General features: G+C 65.0%; 20 protein-coding genes. 7 read left to right on the top strand and 13 right to left on the bottom strand.

Annotated features, from left to right (window positions below; genetic code table 11):
* Positions 1-9: 9 nt before the first annotated feature.
* The 4 genes from bluB to ACVMDN_RS11025 are packed head-to-tail and all read left to right on the top strand — an operon-like array spanning position 10 to position 1,930.
* Positions 10-642 carry a 5,6-dimethylbenzimidazole synthase gene (gene bluB, locus ACVMDN_RS11040; protein ID WP_456835879.1) on the top strand — a complete coding sequence of 211 codons (633 nt, stop codon included), beginning with the start codon at positions 10-12 and terminating at the stop codon, positions 640-642.
* Positions 620-964 carry a hypothetical protein gene (locus tag ACVMDN_RS11035; protein ID WP_283062422.1) on the top strand — a complete coding sequence of 115 codons (345 nt, stop codon included), beginning with the start codon at positions 620-622 and terminating at the stop codon, positions 962-964. Before bluB ends, ACVMDN_RS11035 begins: the two co-directional genes overlap by 23 nt.
* A complete protein-coding gene (locus ACVMDN_RS11030) occupies positions 961-1,173 on the top strand; it encodes a CbtB domain-containing protein (RefSeq protein WP_456784431.1) in 213 nt (70 codons plus the stop codon). Before ACVMDN_RS11035 ends, ACVMDN_RS11030 begins: the two co-directional genes overlap by 4 nt.
* A 10-nt stretch (positions 1,174-1,183) precedes the next feature.
* Complete coding sequence (locus tag ACVMDN_RS11025; RefSeq protein ID WP_456835227.1) at positions 1,184-1,930, top strand: CbtA family protein; 747 nt, start codon at positions 1,184-1,186, stop codon at positions 1,928-1,930.
* Here ACVMDN_RS11025 and ACVMDN_RS11020 read toward each other — a convergent pair.
* Entirely contained in the window at positions 1,913-2,740 is an 828-nt protein-coding gene (locus ACVMDN_RS11020; RefSeq protein ID WP_456835228.1) for a dienelactone hydrolase family protein, read from the bottom strand. The genes ACVMDN_RS11025 and ACVMDN_RS11020 overlap by 18 nt on opposite strands.
* Before the next feature lie 104 nt (positions 2,741-2,844).
* Here ACVMDN_RS11020 and ACVMDN_RS11015 point away from each other — a divergent pair, with 104 nt between their 5' ends.
* The 3 genes from ACVMDN_RS11015 (at position 2,845) to ACVMDN_RS11005 (ending at position 5,706) form a co-directional block, all read left to right on the top strand.
* Positions 2,845-3,771 carry a GlxA family transcriptional regulator gene (locus ACVMDN_RS11015; RefSeq protein WP_456835229.1) on the top strand — a complete coding sequence of 309 codons (927 nt, stop codon included), beginning with the start codon at positions 2,845-2,847 and terminating at the stop codon, positions 3,769-3,771.
* A gap of 124 nt (positions 3,772-3,895) precedes the next feature.
* The gene (locus ACVMDN_RS11010; RefSeq protein ID WP_156436101.1) at positions 3,896-4,123 is read left to right on the top strand and encodes a hypothetical protein; all 228 of its coding nucleotides are present in this window, start codon (positions 3,896-3,898) and stop codon (positions 4,121-4,123) included.
* 215 nt (positions 4,124-4,338) lie between these two features.
* Entirely contained in the window at positions 4,339-5,706 is a 1,368-nt protein-coding gene (locus ACVMDN_RS11005) for a glycosyltransferase family 87 protein (RefSeq protein WP_456835230.1), read from the top strand.
* 69 nt (positions 5,707-5,775) lie between these two features.
* On the opposite strand, the gene ACVMDN_RS11000 is transcribed toward ACVMDN_RS11005, so the two are convergent.
* The 12 genes from ACVMDN_RS11000 to ACVMDN_RS10945 all read right to left on the bottom strand — a co-directional run bounded on the left by ACVMDN_RS11000 (position 5,776) and on the right by ACVMDN_RS10945 (position 20,257).
* The gene (locus ACVMDN_RS11000) at positions 5,776-6,849 is read right to left on the bottom strand and encodes an inositol monophosphatase family protein (RefSeq protein WP_456835231.1); all 1,074 of its coding nucleotides are present in this window, start codon (positions 6,847-6,849) and stop codon (positions 5,776-5,778) included.
* Between the two features lie 58 nt (positions 6,850-6,907).
* The gene (gene mmsB, locus ACVMDN_RS10995; RefSeq protein WP_168857111.1) at positions 6,908-8,098 is read right to left on the bottom strand and encodes a multiple monosaccharide ABC transporter permease; all 1,191 of its coding nucleotides are present in this window, start codon (positions 8,096-8,098) and stop codon (positions 6,908-6,910) included.
* A complete protein-coding gene (gene mmsA, locus ACVMDN_RS10990) occupies positions 8,095-9,675 on the bottom strand; it encodes a multiple monosaccharide ABC transporter ATP-binding protein (RefSeq protein ID WP_456835232.1) in 1,581 nt (526 codons plus the stop codon). Before mmsA ends, mmsB begins: the two co-directional genes overlap by 4 nt.
* A gap of 169 nt (positions 9,676-9,844) precedes the next feature.
* A complete protein-coding gene (gene chvE / locus ACVMDN_RS10985; RefSeq protein WP_456835233.1) occupies positions 9,845-10,915 on the bottom strand; it encodes a multiple monosaccharide ABC transporter substrate-binding protein in 1,071 nt (356 codons plus the stop codon).
* Positions 10,916-11,527: 612 nt separating this feature from the next.
* The gene (locus ACVMDN_RS10980) at positions 11,528-12,244 is read right to left on the bottom strand and encodes an HAD family hydrolase (RefSeq protein WP_456835234.1); all 717 of its coding nucleotides are present in this window, start codon (positions 12,242-12,244) and stop codon (positions 11,528-11,530) included.
* Positions 12,241-13,182, bottom strand: coding sequence for a CbbX protein (cbbX, locus tag ACVMDN_RS10975; RefSeq protein ID WP_456835235.1), 942 nt, complete (start codon positions 13,180-13,182; stop codon positions 12,241-12,243). The genes ACVMDN_RS10980 and cbbX overlap by 4 nt, the downstream gene beginning before the upstream one ends.
* 109 nt (positions 13,183-13,291) lie before the next feature.
* Positions 13,292-13,717 (bottom strand): ribulose bisphosphate carboxylase small subunit, encoded by a 426-nt coding sequence (locus ACVMDN_RS10970; protein ID WP_076833455.1) that lies wholly within the window; start codon positions 13,715-13,717, stop codon positions 13,292-13,294.
* 12 nt (positions 13,718-13,729) lie between these two features.
* A complete protein-coding gene (locus ACVMDN_RS10965) occupies positions 13,730-15,187 on the bottom strand; it encodes a form I ribulose bisphosphate carboxylase large subunit (RefSeq protein ID WP_456835880.1) in 1,458 nt (485 codons plus the stop codon).
* 36 nt (positions 15,188-15,223) lie between these two features.
* The gene (gene fba / locus ACVMDN_RS10960) at positions 15,224-16,306 is read right to left on the bottom strand and encodes a class II fructose-bisphosphate aldolase (protein ID WP_076833454.1); all 1,083 of its coding nucleotides are present in this window, start codon (positions 16,304-16,306) and stop codon (positions 15,224-15,226) included.
* A 15-nt stretch (positions 16,307-16,321) separates the two neighbouring features.
* Positions 16,322-18,343, bottom strand: coding sequence for a transketolase (gene tkt / locus ACVMDN_RS10955; RefSeq protein ID WP_456835236.1), 2,022 nt, complete (start codon positions 18,341-18,343; stop codon positions 16,322-16,324).
* Positions 18,340-19,215, bottom strand: a complete 876-nt coding sequence (locus ACVMDN_RS10950) for a phosphoribulokinase (protein WP_028331481.1) — start codon at positions 19,213-19,215, stop codon at positions 18,340-18,342. The genes tkt and ACVMDN_RS10950 overlap by 4 nt, the downstream gene beginning before the upstream one ends.
* Positions 19,216-19,225: 10 nt before the next feature.
* Complete coding sequence (locus tag ACVMDN_RS10945) at positions 19,226-20,257, bottom strand: class 1 fructose-bisphosphatase (RefSeq protein WP_433994791.1); 1,032 nt, start codon at positions 20,255-20,257, stop codon at positions 19,226-19,228.
* Between the last annotated feature and the right edge of the window lie 87 nt (positions 20,258-20,344).

Below are 20,344 nucleotides of genomic sequence, written 5' to 3'. Positions count from 1 at the left end.
GGCCCCGCAATGGTCTCATTCGACGATACGTTTCGCCGGCAACTGCACGAACTGTTCGTGTGGCGGCGCGACGTGCGGCGGTTCCGAACCGATCCGCTGCCGGATGGCACGATCGAGCGGCTGATCGAGATCGCCTGCCTGTCGCCTTCGGTCGGCCTGAGCCAGCCCTGGCGGTTCGTCATTGTCGACGACGAGACACGCCGCCGCGCTGTCATCGACGACTTCAAGGCCTGCAATGCCGATGCGCTGCGGTCCTATTCGGGCGAGCGCGCCACAAAATATGCCGCGTTGAAATTATCGGGCCTCGAGGAGGCGCCGGGACATCTCGCCGTGTTTGCCGAGAAGACCGACCGGATCGGCGCCGGTCTCGGCCGCGCGACGATGCCGGAGACGTCGGAATATTCCGTGGTGGCCGCGATCTGCTCGATGTGGCTTGCCGCGCGCGCCGAAGGCATCGGCATCGGCTGGGTATCGATCCTCAATCCAGAACGCATTCATGGCGTTCTGGAAATCCCGCACTCCTGGAAATTTATCGGCTATCTCTGCATCGGTTACCCGCAGACCGAGTGCGACCGCCCGGAGCTCGAACAGGCCAAATGGGAATCGCGGCGAGGTCCGGATGAATTCACCATCCGACGCTGACCGAGCCCCTGCCGGCGACGGCACCTTGAGCTGTGACGCGCACTGGCGCGCCGACATCGCCTCGCTGGTCTTTCCCGTGCCGGAGCACCGCGCTATCTGCGCGGTGCATCGGGGCGCCTTTCGCACGCTGCTGGGCACCGATCCGACGGTGGACGCATGTCTCGCCCATTTCAGGCGGTTTGAACCAGCCTTCAAGGCAGCCGCACGCGCCAAGATCGAGCGCAAGCGCATTCCTCTTGGAACAAATTTGCATCTTACCAGTCGCGACATCACCCGAAAGCTGCTAGAAGCCGATCAAATCGAATGTGGAGAACGACCATGAGCCAGTCCCAGACCGCGCAAACCCAGGTTACTCAAGCTCAGGTCACGCATCTGCCGATCGCTACCCGACAGGTCGGACGGCTTGTACAGTCGTTGATGGCCATGACGCTCGGCCTGTTCATCGTCGGCGTGGTCGGCTTCTCGCACATCGACGTGATCCACAACGCCGCGCATGACGTGCGCCATTCCAACGCCTTCCCCTGCCACTGATCTCGTTGGCATGAGCACGTTTCGCTCGATCGTCTTCTCGTCGGTCATTGCCGGATTCATCGTCGGCCTGATCGTCACGGCGGTCCAGCAGTTCGGCACCGTTCCCCTGATCCTCAGGGCCGAGGTCTACGAGAAGGCGGCCACGCACAAGCATGACGCCGCCGCGCCACCGCAGGTGATCCTCGTCCATGATCATGCGGATCATGATCATGGCGCGGAGGCCTGGGAGCCCCGCGACGGTTTGGAACGCAACGTCTATACCGCGGGGGCAAACATCCTGACCGCGATCGGTTTTGCGCTTCTGCTCTGCGGCTTCCTCGCGGTTCGCAGCGGCGCGACCGGCGAGCGGATCTCGTGGCATGAAGGCTTGATGTGGGGCCTCGCCGGTTTCGCCGTCTTCACCATTGCTCCGGGCCTTGGACTGCCGCCTGAATTGCCGGGGGTCCCCACCGCTCCATTGCTCTCGCGCCAGATCTGGTGGGTGACGGCGGTGCTGGCGACCGCAGCCGGCCTCGGGCTGATCGTGTTCCGGCGCTCGATGCCGGCCGCCATTGCCGGCGTGGTCCTGATCATGCTGCCGCATCTGATCGGCGCGCCCGAGCTGGAGCACGTCGAGACCAACGTGCCTTCGTCGCTGTCGCATCAGTTCATGGTCGCCGTCACGCTGACCAGTCTGGTGTTCTGGTCCCTGCTGGGCAGCCTGACGAGCGCCGCATTCGCCTATTTCGACCAGCCGAACTCATCCGCTCGCGGGTGACAGCCGCTGCCTGAAAAACGCCAGGATCTCATCGCGGGCCACGATGGTCGGCTGGCCGGCCTCGTCGATCAGATGCACAGTCACGACGCTGTGCGGTGTCGTGACGAAATTCCGGAAGAACGGCGGCACATCGCGGTTCGCCGCGCTGTCGGGAAGCACTCGCCCGATGAAGCGGTCGCCGAGCGCCTCGCGATAGGCCGCAAAGCGCTGCGCCATGCAGAACTTGTCGCCCTCAAAGCGATAGGCCAGCACGGTCAGGTCTTCGCGCTCCAACCGCTCGCGCACCGCCCTGACCTCTTCCGGCGCGATCTCGATGCTCGCCGGATCGTTCAATGGCAATGACGGCTGCGAAAGCACCGGCGCCAGCATCGACGGCTCCAGCATCATGGTGAGCGCGAAATTGCCGGTAAAGCACATCCCGATGGCCCCGACACCGGGACCGCCGCATTCGTCATGGGCAAATCGCGCCAGCGCGCGCAGCCATTGCGTCACGGGACTGGACTGGTTTGCGGCCATCGCGCGAAACTCGGCGCTGACGCAGGCGCGCTGAAACACCGCGGCGCCCTCCTCTGCGCTCGCAATAGCGCCGTCACGGCCGAACAGCGATGGCATATAGACGGTGAATCCGGCATCGCGAACCCAGCGGGCGAAGCGCGCCACATGCGGGCTGATACCCGGCATCTCCGCCATCACGATCACCGCAGGACCGCCGCCGCCAACATGGACGGTCTTGCCGGCACCATCAAGGGTGATCTGGCGGCGCTCGAAATCCTCGAGCGGATCGTCCTGGGTCATCGGCCGGTTCGGCATCGGCGGTCCTCCTGATCGAGATCGGCAGCGTCTCGGCGTCAGAGTTGCGATTTTCCGGCCCGGCAGCTAGTGTCAAAAATGACATTGATCGCGGATTTTATGACATGACCAGGATTGCGGTTGTCGAGATCGACGGCTGCCTCGCGTCAGCGGCCGCCATCACCCACGACGTGCTGGCCACCGCCAACCGGATCAGTACGTCGAAGCGCGCGCCCTTCGAGGTGACGACGCTGCGTTATGGGCCGAGGCGGCGCGCCGCCCGATTGCGCGGCGCCGACCTTGTCATCGTTCCGGGGCTCGGCTCGGCGTCGGCCGATGCACTGGAGCGGAAGCTGGCGACACCGGCGTGTCGGCACGCCCGCGACATGCTGGTCACGGCGTTCGCGAGCGGCGCGATGCTCGCCGCGTCCTGCGCCAGCAGCTTCCTGCTCGCGGAGACCGGCCTGCTCGACGGCAAGCGAGCGACCACGACATGGTGGTTCGCGCCGCTGTTTCGGCAACGCTATCCAAATGTCGAGCTGATGACGGAGCGGATGGTGGTCGCCGACTGGCCGATCGCAACCGCCGGCGCGGCGATGGCGCAGATGGACCTGATGCTTGCGGTGATCACGCGTCTCGGCAGCCCGGCGCTAGCCAAGGGCTGCGCCAATTACCTGCTGCTTGGCGAGCGGCATTCGCAGGCGCCGTTCATGGCAATCAATTATCTTGCCAGCCAGGACCTCAAGATCGCCCGGGCCGAGAAATGGGTGCGCAGCAACATCGCGCGCGACTTCACGATCGGGGACGTTGCCGCTGCCGTCGCGCTGACGCCGCGGACATTTGCCAGACGGCTCGAGGCGATCTGCGGCGTGTCGCCCATTCAATTCGTGCAACGCATCAGGATCGAGACGGCTCGGTCGTTGCTCGAGACCACGCGCCTGTCGGTCGAAGAGATCGCGGGCAAGGTTGGATATGCCGAGCCCTCGACCCTCCGCCGGCTGATCCGGCGCGAAACACGGCATTCGCCGCGGCATTTCCGTTCAGGCGGTTGATCCGCAACGACGCCACATCCGCGATGAAATCATCACGCCGAGAGCCACGCGAAGGCGCGGCGCAGGAATGCCGGCGCATCCTTTTCGACTGGCGTGCCATGTGCTTCCACTCGGCGAGGAACAAATGATGCAGCGAGTTGGGCGCCACGATGTGCCTGACCTGGCCGAGTGCGTCGACGCCGGCCTGCATTTGCTCGGTCAACCGGACCGGCGACCAGATGAAAAGGGCACCGTCCGCCAGCCTGACGATGGCCATCCGGGTCGGATAGTGAAACCCGGCGACCGCAAGGTTCGGTCCCCCGGCAATCCAGATGTCGTGGCCGAACTGCTGCAATACCGCCATTCGCGATGAACCTTGACCGTCGGGCTCCGCATCCAACCCCGCACGCTGCCGCCGGCGTTGCGGGTTCATTTACCATGCCCGGCGTGACAGGCCGCGGACAAGGGGCAATGTCGATCATCGGTTCCGATTGCGCCGCGGCCAATTGCAACGATCGGGTTTACGCAACCTTAGACGATTTGATCCAAATGTTGCGCGTGCACGACGCGAATGGGATGAAGCGGCCGATGTCGCAGAAGTCGGACCTCGAGGGACACAGGCTGGCCTTCGCTGATGACGCCGCGCGTCACCTCGCAGCGGATGACGCAGGTCGTGACGCTGTGATGCCGCGCGTGACCATCAGCCGAACCTCGAATACGTCCACAGGTCAGCCGCCGGTGGCAATCGCGCATTCACGGCAGTCCGGCGCGGGCGTGCTGGTCTCCGCGCTGCGTGAGGCCGACTGGCTCACGGCTGACCGTGTCACCGCCTTCACCCGCGTATTTCTCGTCCTGTTCATCGCCTGCATCGCGATCATCCCATGGGCCGCGCCGACAATGGAAGTCGGCCATGATTTCGCGGCGTTCTGGACCGCGGCGAAGCTCGCGCTCGAAGGCCGCGCCGGCGACGCCTATGGCGACGCAGGCCGCGCCGCCGTAGCCGCCGTGCTCGGTCAGAACACCTACGCACCGTTCTTCTACCCGCCGACGTCGCTGTTGTTCTGGCTGCCCTTTGCACTGGTTCCCTTTGCAACGGCGGCCGTCGTCTGGATCTTCGCGACCGGCGCCGCCTATGCAGCCGCGGTGAGAGCCATGCTCGAGCGCGGCTCCGTCGTTCCAGCGCTCGCCTTTCCCGCCGTGTGGGTGTGCGCGCTATTCGGACAGAATTCGCTGTTCTCGGCGGCTCTGCTCGGCGGATCGGCCGCCACGCTGGACCGCTACCCGGTGATCGCCGGCGCGCTGCTCGGGTGCTTCAGCTACAAGCCGCAGATCGCCCTGCTTGCGCCGCTGGTGCTGATCCTGACGCGGCGCTGGCGCGCGCTGGCTGCTGCGGCCGCAACGACGCTCGTGCTTGTGCTGGCGGCCACCGCCTTCTTCGGGATCGACCCGTGGATCAAGTTTGTTGCCGTTCTGCCGGAGGCAAGCGCCTGGAGCCTCGGCGGCGGACCCGGTTTCGAGAAGTTCGCCAGCCCCTATGCCGCGGTCAGGCTGGCCGGCGGATCCAGCAGCACGGCCTGGCTCGTCCAGGTGACCGCGGCCGCGATCGCGATCGCCGTCCTGATCCTGGTGCTGCGAAAACGTCCCGGCGGCGCCGCCGAGATCGCGCTGATGGTGGCGATGACCGGCCTGTGCGTACCATCGCTCGGCAACTATGAGGTCGTGATCCTGGCGATCCCGGGCGCGTGGCCGATCGCGCAGGCGCTTGCGCAGGGTTGGCTGCCCTATGAACGCATCGCCGTCGCGGCGCTTTATTTGACGCCATTCGCCATGGTGCCTGCGGGCGCCAACGGCCTGCAACTGGCACCGATCGCCGCTGCGACAGTTGCCATCCTTGTCGTGCGCCGCATCAGGCATCTGCCACTCCGGGATGCTCCGGCCGAAATCGCCAATCACTGATTTGCCCGACGTGGCAAGTCCCTTTGCGAAGACGCGAGGCGGACGGCGAAATCGTGCAGGCCTGACGCCCTAAGCGAAGGTATGACCCACAAACGACGACCCATATTGGGTGTCGTCCCTGCGAAAGCAGGGACCCATAACCACAAATGCTGATTGTTGAACGATGCTGGGACGACGAGTCCCGTTCCCAACACCCGCCGCGGGGTATGGGTCCCTGCTTTCGCAGGGACGACACCGAACAAGCTGTTTGACAGTTGAATCCGAAAACCAATGTGGCTCATAACCGCCGCAACGCGACCAACCGCACGTTGTGCTGCTAGGCATCAGGATCGCCTCTCGCGCCGCGTGCCAGCTCGCCTCATCGGGTGCGCACAGCAAGCCGCCGGTCAGATTGACCGGCCGGTAGGGTGATCCGTCGAAATGCGCGCTGTAGCCGCCGGCCTCGCGATGCAACAGCCAGCCCGCGGCATGATCCCACGGCATCAGCTTGTTGTAGAACAGCAGGTGGCAATGTCCGGACGCCGCCATGCGATATTCATGCGCGGCGCATCTGAGCCAGGCGCTGCCGCCGAGCCTGGAAAGATTGCCGGCGACAATTGTGCGTAGCGGCTCGGGCAGGAAATTGACGCCGACGATCGCATCCATCTGCTTGACCGGCACGGCGGGAGCCACTTTCAGGTCATGCCGCCGGCCGTCCGGCATCGCGAGCCAGGCGCCCTCGCCGCGCAGCGCGAATGCGGTGTCGTTGCTGACCGGATCATGGATCGCGCCGAGCACGATCTCGCCGCGCATGGTGGCCGCCACCATGGTGCCGAACAGCGGCAAGCTCGAGGTGAAGTTCCGCGTGCCGTCGATCGGATCGATGATGAAGGCAAGCTCCGCGGTTCCGACCTGATCGAGCGCGGCCGGATCACGCGCGGTGCCCTCCTCGCCGATCACAACCGCATTCGGAAACGCCCGCAGCAGCGCCGCCGATATCGCCTGCTCGGCAAGCTCATCGGCTTCGGTGACGACGTCGAATGCCGACGTCTTGGTGCGGACCTCGATCTCCCGCACGCGGCGGAACCGCGGCATGATCTCGCTGCGGCCGACTTCGGCAAGGATGGCTCCGATATCAAGCGCGTCGGCATGGGACAGTTTCACGCGGCATTCTCCTGCGTTGCGCCGGCATCCTATCGTGGAATTGCGACTGCGTGGCGGGTCAGCGGCGCTGGTTGTAGACATCGATGCAGACGGCGCCCAGCAGGACGAGGCCCTTGATCACCTGCTGATAATCGATGCCGATACCGAGGATCGACATGCCGTTGTTCATCACGCCCATGATCATGGCACCGACCACCGCGCCACCGACCCGGCCGACGCCGCCATAGGCCGACGCACCGCCGATGAAGCAGGCGGCGATCACATCGAGCTCGAAGCCGAGGCCGGCCTTCGGCGTCGCGGTGTTGAGCCGGGCTGCGAACACCAGCCCGGCGAGCGCGGCCAGCACGCCCATGTTGACGAAGGTGAAGAAGGTGAGCCGTTCGGTCTTGACGCCCGACAGTTTCGCCGCCTTGGCGTTGCCGCCCACCGCGTAGATCTGCCGCCCGATCACCGTCCGCCGCGTGACGAAGCCATAGAGCGCGATCAGGACGGTCATGATGACGAGCACGTTGGGCAGGCCGCGATGCGAGGCGATCAGATAGGTGAAGTAGAGCACCGCGCCCGCCAGCGCGATGCTCTTGACGATAAAGAACGCATAGGGCTCGACGGCGATGCCGTGCGCCTGCTCGCGCGCCCGGCTCCTGGCGGTCGCCAGCACCAGGACAAACGCCAGGACGATGCCGATCGCGAGCGACGTCGGATAGAGCGTGCCGGCGCTCGGGAACAGCTCGGGGATGAAGCCCGACGACAGCTTCTGGAAGGTCGGCGGGAACGGCCCGACCGACTGGCCCTGCAGGACCGCAAGCGCGAGGCCCTTGAACACCAGCATGCCCGCCAGCGTCACGATGAAGGACGGAATGCCGAAATAGGCCACCCAGTAGCCCTGGGCCGCGCCGATCGCGGCGCCGACCAGGAGGCAGGCGACGAAGGCGATCGGGTAGCTGACATGGTAGCGCACCATCAGCACCGCCGCGACGGCGCCGACGAAGCCCGCGACCGAGCCGACCGAAAGATCGATATGCCCGGTGACGATCACCAGCAGCATGCCGAGCGCCATGATGACGATGTAGCTGTTCTGCAGCACGAGATTGGTGAGGTTGAGCGGCTGCAACAGCGTGCCGTCGGTCACGATCTCGAAGAACAGCATGATCGCGAGCAGCGACAGCAGCATGCCGTAGTTGCGCAGATTGTTCTTGATGAAGCCGGAATGCCTGGGGGCCTCGGGAAGTGATACCGTCTTGTCGGTCATGGTGCCCCTCCTCCGGCGCGTGCCGCCCTTTCGTCGGCGCCGCGTCCGGACATTCTGTCATTGCGCATGATGGCGCGCATGATCTTCTCCTGCGTCGCATCGTGGCCTGCGAACTCGCCGACGAAGGCGCCGTCATTCATCACGCAGATCCGGTCGCAGATGCCGAGCAGCTCGGGCATCTCCGAGGAGATCACCACGACGCCCCTGCCGGCCTCCGCCAGCTCGTTGATAATGGAGTAGATCTCGTATTTCGCGCCGACGTCGATCCCGCGCGTCGGCTCGTCCAGCAGCAGCACCCTCGGATCGGTCATCAGCCATTTCGACAGCACGACCTTCTGCTGGTTGCCGCCCGAGAGGTCGCCGGTCGCCTGGTAGACGTCGGAGCAGCGGATCCGCATCCGGGTGCGGTAGTCGCTCGCGGCCTTCAGCTCGGCGACATCGTCGATCACGCCGCGATCCGACACCTGGCGCAGGCTCGCCACCGTCACGTTCTTGCGGACGTCGGCGGCAAGGATCAGCCCGAGCTGCTTGCGGTCTTCGGTGACATAGGCGATGCCGGCATCGATCGCGGCCGGCACGCTGGACAGATCGGCCTCGCGTCCATCGAGGCGGACCTTGCCGGAGACGTTGGTGCCCCAGGCGCGGCCGAACAGGCTCATGGCGAACTCGGTGCGGCCGGCGCCCATCAGGCCGGCGATACCGACTACCTCGCCGCGGCGCAGTGTGAAGTCGACGTTCTTGATCACCTGCCGCTCGGTATGCAGCGGGTGATACACTGACCAGTTCTCCACCGTCATCACGGGTTCGCCGATCTCCGCCTTCCGCTCGGGAAAACGATGCGCCAGATCGCGGTCGACCATGCTGCGGATGATGCGGTCCTCCTCGATGCGCTCGGTGCGGCAGTCGATGCTGTCGACGGTGCGGCCGTCGCGCAGCACCGTGATGCGGTCGGCGACCCGCGCAACCTCGTTCAGCTTGTGCGAGATCAGGATCGAGGCGATGCCCTGCTCGCGGAAGGCCAGGAGACGCTCGAGCAAGGCGGCGCTGTCGGCCTCGTTGAGACTGGCGGTCGGCTCGTCGAGGATCAGGAGGCGCACCCGCTTGGACAGGGCCTTGGCGATCTCCACGAGCTGCTGCTTGCCGACGCCGAGGTCGGTGATCAGCGTGTCCGGCGGCTCCCGCAAGCCGACCTGCGCCAACAGTTCGGCGGTCCGCCGATGCACCGCGTTGCGGTCGATGACGCCGAACCGCGACGGCGGATGCGACAGAAAGATGTTCTCGGCAATCGACATCAGCGGGATCAGCGCCAGCTCCTGATGGATGATGATGATCCCGAGCGCCTCGCTGTCGTTGATGTCGCGGAAGCGCCGCTCCTCGCCGTCGAACACGATCGATCCATCGTAGCTGCCGGCCGGATAGACTCCGCTCAAGACCTTCATCAAGGTCGACTTGCCGGCGCCGTTTTCGCCGACCAGCGCATGGATCAGCCCGGCCTCGACGGTGAAGCTGACGTCGCGCAACGCCTGCACGCCGGCAAAGCTCTTGCTGACGCCGCGCATCTCAAGCATTGCCGTCATCGGATCATGTCCTGCAGCGTCAATCGCCCCCCGGCCCGGCTCGCCGCCGCTTGCCCGGCGATCCGCCCTGAAGCCTATTCCGTTCCGATTAAATCGGAACGGGGCTCCAGATTCTAGTTTTGACGCGTTTTCCTCACGCGAACCGGTACCCGCTTCGCTCGAAAGCGCTCTAGTCGAATTGCGAGCGCTTGTAATAGCCGCTGTCAATCAGGACTTTCTCCCAATTGGTCTTATCCACCACGACCGGCTTGAGGAGATAGGACGGAACCACCTTGACCCCGTTGTTGTAGGTGGTGTCGTTGACGCTGACCTCCTTCTTGCTCAGCACAGCGTCGACCATGTCGGCGGTGACCTTGGCGAGGTCGCGGGTGTCCTTGAAGATGGTCGAATATTGCTCGCCGCGCAGCATCGCCTTGATCGAGGGGACTTCGGCATCCTGCCCGCTGATGTACGGCATCGGCTGGTCCTTGCTGCCGTAGCCGACGCTCTTCAGCGAGGAGATGATGCCGATCGACAGGCCGTCATAGGGCGACAGCACCGCGTCGACGCGCTTCTTGCCGTAGAACGCACTGAGCAGGTTGTCCATCCGCGCCTGCGCTGTCGCACCGTCCCAGCGCAGCGTCGCAACCTTGTTCATGCCCGTCTGGCCGCTGCCGACCACGAGCTTGCCGCTGTCGATATAGGGCTTCAACACCGACATCGCGCCGTCGTAGAAGAAGTACGCGTTGTTGTCGTCGGGCGAGCCGCCGAACAGCTCGATGTTGAAGGGCCCCTTGCCCTCCTTGAGCCCGAGCGCGTTCTCGATCGACTGGGCCTGCAGCACACCGACCTGGAAATTGTCGAAGGTCGCGTAATAGTCGACGCTGGGGGTGCCGCGGATCAGGCGGTCATAGGCGATCACCGTGATGCCCTGGGCCTTGGCCTGCTTCAGGACATCGGACAAGGTGGTGCCGTCGATGGCCGCGATGACCAGCACCTTGGCGCCCTTGGTCACCATGTTCTCGACCTGGGAGAGCTGGTTCGGAATGTCGTCTTCGGCATATTGCAGATCGGTGCCGTAGCCGCGCTCCTTCAGCACCTTGACCATGTTGTTGCCGTCGTCGATCCAGCGCGCCGAGGACTTGGTCGGCATCGCGATGCCGATCGTCGGCTTGCTCTGGGCCATGGCGTCGCGATCCGACACCGTCGCGGCAAGGCCGGCCAGCGCAAGCGCGAACAAGGTGGTCTTCAATTTGAACATGCTTCACTCCCTTGCTTTTTTGAGTTGGGATTCCAGTTGCCGTGGACAGCGTCAATCGACGGCGATCGCTCGTGGGCCGGCCTCAGATTCTACGGCGATGTCGGATCGGCGCCGGGACCGTCACGAACCGAAATTGCGGAATGTCGATCGTACCCGTCAACAGCGCCAATGCTCGCTACGCATGGTCGGTCATGTCGATCCCGCAATGCCGGGTTCAGCCGCGAGCCATGTCGTTGGACGAACGAGGCGCAGGAATGACGTGGAGGATCATGAGGCGCCGGTCTCCCGGAATCGTTGGCGAGTGCCAGCGTCCGACAGGACGTCTGGCGGTGCGCTGCCGTTTTCTGCACCCTTTGGTTGATGTTGCCGCTGCAATGTGGACGCAAGCGCCGACTGGCCATTTATTTAATTATCCGAAGAAATTGATCGACGCGGAGGGTCGCAGGGGTACTGTCCGGAATCGCTGGCAAGTCCCATCGCCTCCCAGGTGGTGCAGCACCGCTTCTGGTAACCTTTGGCCGGATTGTGCCTTCACCCTGCTATGGATGCAAGCGCCATTTATTTCATCATCTGAATAAATTGGCCTGAGCTGCCGGCCGGCGGCAGCGATCTTCAGGCGTCGATGTCAGAGAGATCGTCAACAACCAGCAATGCCTCGGTGAAATCGTCGTCGCTGAAATAGGTGCTGCGGGTGATGACCACGGGGATGCCGGCGCGCGCCGCGGCGGCGAGGCCGTTGCCGGAATCCTCGATTGCGACGCAATCTGCTGGCCCGAGCCCGAGCCGGGTCAGGACCTCGGTGTAGACGTCAGGCGCCGGCTTCTTCCGCGGCACGTCGTCGCCGGCAACGATCGCCTCGAACTGATCGGCCCAGTCCAGCCCCAGCGAAACCGAAAGCAGCGCATCGATATTGCCGTGCGAGGTGGTCGTTGCGATCGCCAGGCGCTGGCCGCGGCTGCGCGCGCCGGCGAGCCAGGCCCTGACACCCGGCCGCAATGGGCAACCGCCCGAGGCAATCAGCGCGGCGTAGCGCGCGGTCTTGATCCTGTGCAGGTCGGCGATCTCGGCGAATGTCAGCATTGGGACCGCGTTGCGCTGGTCGAAGGCGCGGATGCGCTCCTTGCCTCCGGCCACCCGAAGCAGCCGCGCATAAGTGACCTGGTCCCAGAACCAATCGAGGCCGGCTTCGGCAAAGGCTTCATTGAAGGCGCGGCGGTGCACCTCCTCGGTTTCGGCGAGCGTGCCGTCGACATCGAAGATCAGGGCGCGGGCGCTCACGATGATGTCGCGCATCCCGGCGGACCGGATCACGGCGAGCGCCTCGTTCATCGTCCCTCGCCCGGCGCACCGGCGCCTTTGACGAACACCCGGCTAGCGAGCACGTCGCCGACCTCGATCGACATCACGTCGTCGGCGGTGAGCGTGCGGTCGAGCTTCGCCACGATCCGGTTGGCCTGGCGCAGCCGGATGCGATCGAGCGCATTGCGGATCGAGCGTGCATTGGAGAACAGCGGCTGTTCTTTGCGCACGGCGATGTAACGGATGAAGGCCTCGCGGGCTTCCGGAGAGAACCGATAATTCTGCTGCTGCAACATCAGCTCGGCGATCCAGAGCAACTCGCCGTCCGAATAGTCCGGGAAATCGATATGATGCGCGATGCGGGAGCGGAAGCCTGGATTGCTCTGGAAGAATTTCTCCATGCGGTCGCCATAGCCGGCCAATATCACCACCAGATCCTCGCGCTGCTGCTCCATCACCTGGAGCAGGATCTCGATCGCCTCCTGCCCGTAGTCGCGCTCATTTTCCGGGCGATAGAGGTAATAGGCCTCGTCGATGAACAGCACGCCGCCCATCGCCTTCTTCAATATCTCTTTCGTCTTCGGCGCGGTGTGGCCGATATATTGGCCGACGAGGTCGTCGCGCGTGACGCTGATGACGTGGCCGCGGCGCACGAAGCCGAGCTTGTGCAGGATGCCGGCCATCCGCAGCGCGACCGTGGTCTTGCCGGTGCCGGGGTTGCCGGTGAACGACATGTGCAGGGTCGGAAACGTCGTCGCCAGCGCCATCTTCTGCCTGATGCGTTCGACCAGCAGCAGCGAGGCGATCTCGCGGATGCGGGTCTTCACCGGCTTCAGGCCGATCAATTCGGAATCGAGCTGGTCGAGCACGTCGCCGACGCCGAGGTCGGCGAATTCATGGCGAAGGTCGATGGTCTCGAGCGGGGTCTCGCGGATTTGTTCGCTGATCTGTTCTTGCGCTTGCGTCATTGTCCTCTCGCCTGGAAAAGCTCCGTCGCCGCGGCGGCGACGACGGAGAAGTGCATCCGGACCAGGACGGTCGAGGGAGCAACCCGCCTGGTTTGCAAGCCGGACGCGGTCAATGATCGGTGTAGCGTTCGCCTTCGGGGCGGCCCGCTGCATAGGAATGGGTCGCATAACGCAGATTGCGTCCGGCCGCCTCCTGGCGGTCGAGCCGGAAGCCTGGCTCCTCCTGCGGCCGGTTGACGATGAAGGAGATGCGAACCGACTCCCAGCCCGGGCTGGAATCAAAGCCGGAGATCCGGATATAGCGGTCGCCATAGACCCGTCGGCAGTCGGCGAGCTCCTTCATGATGCCCGCCGCATCGCGCAGGTCGAACATCGGCAGGCCCCACATGTCCCAATAGGTGTTGCGGGGATGCGGATCGTCGGTGAACTCGATGTTCACCGCCCAACCCTTGTCGAGGCAGTATTGCACCTGCGCAGCGATCTGCTCGTCGGTGAGATCGGGCAGGAACGAGAAGCAGCCTTGGGTAACCCGCATGAGTATCTCCTCTCAGACCGCCATGCTCGGCGTGGGAACGAAATCGGGGGCGTCGGTCGACTCGTAGTTGAAGGTGACGTCCTTCCAGACGTCGAGCGCCTCGCGCAGCGGCGTGCAGGTCTGCGCCGCCTTGGCCAGGATCTCCGGCCCCTCATGGACGTAGTCGCGCCCCTCGTTGCGGGCGAGGATCATGGCCTCCAGCGCGACGCGGTTGGCGGTGGCGCCGGCCTGGATGCCGCGGGGATGGCCGATGGTGCCGCCGCCGAACTGCAGCACGACGTCCTCGCCGAGCAGATCGAGCAGCTGGTGCATCTGGCCGGCATGAATGCCGCCGGAGGCCACCGGCATCAGCTTGTTGAGGCTCGCCCAGTTCTGGTCGAAGAACACGCCGTGCTCCAGGTGCAACGGATTGAAGTCCCCGCGGCAGATGTCGTAATAGCCGCGGGTGGTGTTCGGATCGCCCTCGAGCTTGCCGACCACCGTGCCGGCATGGATGTGATCGACGCCGGCGAGCCGCATCCATTTCGCGATCACGCGGAACGAGACACCGTGGCTGCGCTGCCGCGTGTAGGTCGAGTGACCGGCGCGATGCAGATGCAGGATCATGTTGTTCCTGCGCGCCCACTTCGCCATCGACTGGATCGCGGTGTAGCCGATCACAAGGTCGATCATGACGATGTTGGAGCCGAGCTCGTGAGCGAACTCGGCGCGCTCGTACATGTCCTCCATGGTCGCCGCGGTGACGTTGAGATAGGTCCCCTTGATCTCGCCGGTCGCGGCCTGCGCGCGGTTGACCGCCTCCATGCAGTAGAGGAAGCGCTCGCGCCAGTGCATGAAGGGCTGCGAGTTGATGTTCTCGTCGTCCTTGGTGAAATCGAGCCCGCCTTTCAAGGCTTCATAAACAACGCGGCCGTAGTTGCGGCCGGACAGGCCGAGCTTCGGCTTCACGGTGGCGCCGAGCAACGGACGGCCGAACTTGTCGAGCCGCTCGCGCTCCACCACGATGCCGGTCGCGGGGCCCTGGAATGTCTTCACGTAGGCGGTCGGCAGCCTCATGTCCTCGAGCCGCAGCGCCTTCAGCGGCTTGAAGCCGAACACATTGCCGATGATCGAGGCGGTCAGGTTCGAGATCGAGCCCGGCTCGAACAGGTCGAGGTCGTAGGCGATATAGGCGAAGTAGCTGCCCGGCGAATTCGGCACCGGATCGACGCGGTAGCACTTCGCCCGGTATTTCTCCGCGGCCGTCAGCCGGTCGGTCCACACCACGGTCCAGGTCGCGGTCGAGGATTCGCCCGCCACCGCCGCGCAGGCTTCGGTCGGATCGACGCCATCCTGCGGCGTGACGCGGAACAAGGCGATGACGTCGGTGTCCTTGGGCTCGTAGTTCGGCTCCCAATAGCCCATCCGCTTGTATTCCATCACGCCGGACTTGTAGCGATCCTTGCCGCGCACCGTGATCGACTGCTGCATATTCATCGAAATCTCCTGTGGTTCGTCGCCATTTGCTCAGGCGGCCTGGGTCATCTTTCCAATTTGCGGATCGAGCGCGCCGGCGCGATAGCGGCGGGCCATCTCCGGCAGTGCAACCACCTTGATCCTGGCGGCATTGCCGGCCGTGCCGAACTGCTCGAAGCGGTCACGACAGAGCTCGCGCAGCGCATCCATCGCCGGCTTCAGGAATTTGCGCGGATCGAACTCGCTCTTCGACTGGACGGCGACCTTGCGGAAGGCCGCCGCCATCGCCAGACGGCAATCGGTGTCGATATTGACCTTGCGCACCCCGTGCTTGATACCGCGAACGATCTCCTCGACCGGGACGCCCCAGGTCTGCGGCATCTCGCCGCCGAACTGGTTGAACATGTCCTGCAGCGGCTGCGGCACCGAGGACGAGCCGTGCATCACCAGATGCGTGTTCGGCAGGCGGGTATGGATCTCCTCGACCACGCGCATCGCCAGGATCTCGCCGTCGGGCCGCCGCGTGAACTTGTAGGCGCCGTGCGAGGTGCCCATCGCGATCGCGAGCGCATCGACCTTGGTGGCGCGGACGAAATCGACCGCCTGGTCCGGATCGGTGAGCAGCTGATCATGACTCAGCTTGCCCTCGACGCCATGGCCGTCCTCCTGCTCGCCGCCGCCATGCTCGAGCGAGCCGAGCACGCCGAGCTCGCCTTCGACCGACGCGCCGACCCAGTGCGCCATGTCGACCACCCGGCGGGTGATATCGACATTGTAGTCATAGTCGGCTGCGGTCTTGGCGTCGGCCTTGAGCGAGCCGTCCATCATGACGGAAGTGAAGCCGTAGCGGATCGCGGTGGCGCAGGTCGCCTCTTCATTGCCGTGATCGAGATGCAGGCAGAGCGGAATCTGCGGATGCATCTCCTCGAGCGCGTCGATCATCTTCGCCAGCATGATGTCGTTGGCATAGGAGCGCGCGCCGCGCGAGGCCTGGATGATGACAGGCGCATCGCAGGAAGCCGCCGCCTCCATGATGGCGAGGCCCTGCTCCATATTGTTGATGTTGAAGGCCGGAACGCCGTAGCCGCGTTCGGCGGCGTGGTCCAGCAACTGCCTCAGGGTTATCCGCGCCATGGTGGCGTCCTCCTTTCAATTCGCTCGTTGAATGAGCTGTTTTGCTGCAGCAGCGATTGCCGCGGGCGTGATGCCGAATTCGCGGTAGAGCACGTCGGCCGGCGCGGAAGCGCCGAAGCCGGCCATGCCGACGAACGCACCGTTGTCGCCGAGCCAGCGGGCCCAGTCGCCCTCGACCGCAGCCTCCACGCCGACGCGCGGGGCGCTGCCCAGCACCTGGGCGCGATAGTCGCTCGGCTGCTGGCGGAACAGGTCGAAGCACGGGCCCGAGACGACCGCGGCCTGTACCCCGTCTTCCGCCAGCAGCTTTGCGGCTTCGAGCGCAATCGCCACCTCCGAACCCGTTGCAATCAGGGTGACGTCACGCGCGAAGGCCGGCTCCACGAGAACGTAGGCGCCGAGCGCGACCTGGTTGTCCTTGCTGCCGTCGCGAACCGTCGGCAGCGCCTGCCGCGACAGGCAGAGGATCGACGGCGAGGTCTCTGCCTTCAGCGCGCAGTCCCACGCTTCCGCGGTCTCGACCGCATCGGCCGGACGGAACACCAGGACGTTTGGGATCGCGCGCAGCGCCGCCAGATGCTCGACCGGCTGATGGGTCGGCCCGTCCTCGCCGAGCCCGATGGAATCGTGGGTCATCACATGGATGACGCGGATCCCCATCAGCGCCGCAAGGCGGATCGCCGGCCGGCTGTAATCGGCAAAGCTGAGGAAGGTGCCGCCATAAGGAATGAACCCGCCGTGCAGGGCGATGCCGTTCATCGCCGCGGCCATGCCGTGTTCGCGGATGCCATAGTGGATGTAGCTGCCGTCGAGCGTTTCCGGCCGCACCGAAACCTGCGACTTCGCCAGCGTCAGATTGGAGTGCGTGAGGTCGGCCGAGCCGCCCAGCAAATTGGGCAACGCCTCCGCGATCACGTCGATGACCTGCTGCGAAGCCTGTCGCGTGGCGAGCTTCGGCCGCTCGGTCGCGAACCGCTCCACCAACTTTGCCATCGCCTCGGCATAGGCGCAGGGCAATTTCCGGTTCAGCGCATCGTGGAACGGAGACCGCTCGGCCCTGTCGCCCTTGCAGGCGCTGCGCGAACGGTCGATCCAGGCCCGCCGCGCGTCGCGGCCGCGGCCGCCGAGCTCGCGCCACTCCGCCAGCACCGCATCGGGAATCTCGAATGCCGGATACGGCCAGCGCAGCGCGGCACGGGTCTTCGCCATCTCATCGGCACCGAGCGGCGCGCCATGCACCTTTTCGCTGCCCTGCCGGTTCGGCGCGCCGAACCCGATCACCGTCCGGCAGGCGATCAACGACGGACGATCGCTCGATCGCGCCTGCCTGATCGCCGCGGTAATCGCCTGCGGATCGTGGCCGTCGATGCGGTTGACGTTCCAGCCGCTGGCCTTGAACCGCGCTGCCTGGTCGTCCGAACAGGACAGCGAGGTGGCGCCGTCGATCGAGATATGATTGTCGTCGAACAGCACGATCAAGCGGTTCAGCCGCAAATGGCCGGCCAGCGAGATCGCCTCATGGCTGATGCCTTCCATCAGGCAGCCATCGCCGGCGATCACATAGGTGTAGTGGTCGACGAGGTCGTCGCCGAAGCGGGCGTTCATCAGCCGCTCGGCAAGCGCCATGCCGACCGCGGTCGCAACCCCCTGCCCGAGCGGCCCGGTCGTGGTCTCGACACCCGGGGTGTGGCCGTACTCGGGATGGCCCGGGGTCTTCGATCTCCACTGCCGGAACGCCTTGAGCTGGTCGAGCGTCATGCTCTCGTAGCCTGTGAGGTAAAGCAGCGCGTAGAGCAGCATCGAGCCGTGCCCCGCCGACAGCACGAAGCGGTCGCGGTCGGGCCAGGCCGGATCGGCCGGGTCGAACTTCAGGAACTCCGTGAACAGCACGGTCGCGACATCGGCCATGCCCATCGGCATGCCGGGGTGACCGGATTTCGCCTGCTCGACCGCGTCGACGGCGAGGAAGCGGATGGCGTTCGCCATCTCGTCGTGGCTGATTTCGGGGCGGCTGGCAACGGACGCAAGTGCGGTCATATCGTTCGCCTCTTTCGTTCGATCAGTTGCAGGATCAGCGGGGTCAGGATGAGCTGCATCGCGAGGTCGAGCTTGGCGCCGTGCACCACGATCGAATTGGCGCGCGACATGAAGCTGTTCGGGATCATCGAGAGCAGATAGGGAAAATCGATGCCACGCGGATTCTTCAAGCGGATCACGACCATCGATTCATCCGGCGTCGGGATCCAGCGCGCGATGAACGGGTTCGACGTGTCGACGGTCGGCACGCGCTGGAAGTTGATGTCGGTCTCGGTGAATTGCGGACAAATGTAATTCACGTAGTCCGGCATGCGGCGCAGGATGGTGTCGGTCACCGCCTCGGTGGAGTAGCCGCGGTGGCTGCGGTCGCGGTGCAACTTCTGGATCCATTCGAGGTTGATGACCGGCACGACGCCGATCTTGAGGTCGGCATGCTGCGCGACATTCACCTTGTCGGTGACCACGGCACCGTGCAGGCCCTCGTAGAACAAGAGGTCGGAATTCTCCGGCAGCGCCTCCCAGGCGGTGAAGGTGCCGGGCTTGGCGCCGTAGAGCCGCGCTTCCTCCTCGTCGTGCACATAGTGCCGCGTGGTTCCGGTGCCGGTCTCGGCATAGTCGCTGAACAGCTTCTCCAGCTCCTCGAACAAATTGGTCTCGGGGCTGAAATGGCTGAAGTGCTTGTTGCCGCGCTCGGCTCTCTCCGCCATCAGGCTGCGCATCTCGGCGCGGTCGTAGCGGTGGAACGCGTCGCCCTCGATATAGGCGGCGACCACGTTCTCGCGGCGGAAGATGTTCTCGAACGTCTTCTTCACCGAGGTGGTGCCGGCCCCGGAGGAGCCGGTGATCGAGATGATGGGATGTCGACGTGACATGCGGTCCTCCTCAGCGGAACAGGCCGCGCCGCGCGAACAGCGGGGCATCGCTGCTTTCGAACAACGGCTCGACGGTCAGGTGGATCGCATCGACGTCGCGCACGGCACGCGCCGATCCCATGATCAGCGGCACGCGCTGATGCGGCGTGCGTGCCGACAGTTCGAGAATGCGCGACCGGCCGTTCGACGCGGCGCCGCCCGCCCATTCCATGATCAGTGCGATGGGATGCGCCTCGTACAGCAGACGCAACCGGCCTTCGCGGTAGCCCTGGCGCGCATCCGCCGGATACAGGAACACGCCGCCGCGCATCAGGATGCGGTAGGCTTCAGCGACCAGCGAGCCGATCCAGCGCATGTTGAAGTCCTGCCCGCGCTCGCCGTTCACTCCGGCGAGGCAATCGTCGATGTAGCTGCGCACCGGGCCGCTCCAGTGCCGCCGGTTCGAGGCATTGATGGCGAATTCCGACGCGTCCTGCGGTACGCGCAGATCGCGCGCGGTCAGGACGAACTCGCCACTTCGCGGGTCCAGCGTGAAGCAGTCGACGCACTGGTCGATCGCCAGCACCAGCACGGTCTGTGGACCGTAGATGAAACAGCCGGCGGCACATTGCGCCGTGCCGGGCTCGAAGAAGGTCGAGATGACGTCGTTTCCTTTCGGCCGGATTGAGAAGATCGTGCCGATCGAGATGTTATTTTCGAGATTGGCGGATCCATCGAGCGGATCGATCGCGACACAGAGCGGCGCGTCGGGATCGAGCGTCTCAGGCAGTTCGACCTCCTCCGACAGCACTGCGGCGACCGGCGCGGTGCGCAGCGCGTTCCGCATCAGATCGTCGGCGACGATGTCGATGGTCTTCTGGCGGTCGCCGTCGGGATTGACGCCACCGCTCTCGCCGCCGACTCCGGCGAGCGGCCCGGCGGCAATGATGCGCGAGAGCTCGATCGCCGCACGCGCAAGGGCTTCGATCACCACAACGGTCGCGGCGCGCAACGGGTTGTGCTGCGCGGGCCACTCCAGATGGGCATGCAATGCTGGACGAATCTCCACCGGCCTCTCCCTATGATCGCGCCCTCTGTCCCGAGGCTTCGAGAGGCGACCTCAGGGGAGTCGCCTTCGCCCTATCAACGC

It is taken from the genome of Bradyrhizobium sp. USDA 4510 (assembly GCF_054059095.1).
Note: the sequence above shows the minus strand (reverse complement) of the source record. Positions and strands in the feature narration are given on the sequence as shown.